The organism is Micrococcus sp. GbtcB5, assembly GCF_019091605.1.
GTDB classification, from domain to species: Bacteria; Actinomycetota; Actinomycetes; order Actinomycetales; family Micrococcaceae; genus Micrococcus; species Micrococcus luteus.
Window position 1 is genome coordinate 1 of the sequence record NZ_JAGXJK010000102.1, and the last position, 426, is coordinate 426.

The window sequence follows — 426 nt, forward strand, 5'->3', positions numbered from 1 at the left end:
CGCGTGGCGCTGCGGCGGCTGTGCCGGGCGCACCTCTGAGGGCGGACCGTCGTGAACACGTAGACGCACAGGGCTGCGGTGCGCTTGAACCGGTTGAAATGGACCGGATCCTCCTTGTTCCAGAACATCACGGGGATTCCGTGAAGCCTGCAATGCGCGATCAGCTCGACCACCGGCGCGTGAGTCTCGTCATCGTAATACCCAATGACCCCGGTCCAGGCGCTGTCGTTGCCTCGCCAAGCGGACTCAATGAACAGCGCATCCACGCGGTGGTCTTCGAAGGTCTCGCGCCAGTCCTCAGGCCGCACACGCAAGGCGGTCAACTCGGGGACGAAGGTGTCCGTCGTGAATTCGTCGCCGATGAAGGCGACTGTGTAATCGGTGAGCGGGCGTTCTGCGTCGTCCAGTGAGGCCCGGAACTCCTCG

At 63.8% G+C, this 426-nt stretch carries 1 pseudogene; it reads right to left on the reverse strand.

The annotated features are described in order from the left end of the window. Positions 1-426 (reverse strand): annotated as a pseudogene (locus tag KVS67_RS11645) (hypothetical protein); the annotation flags it as partial.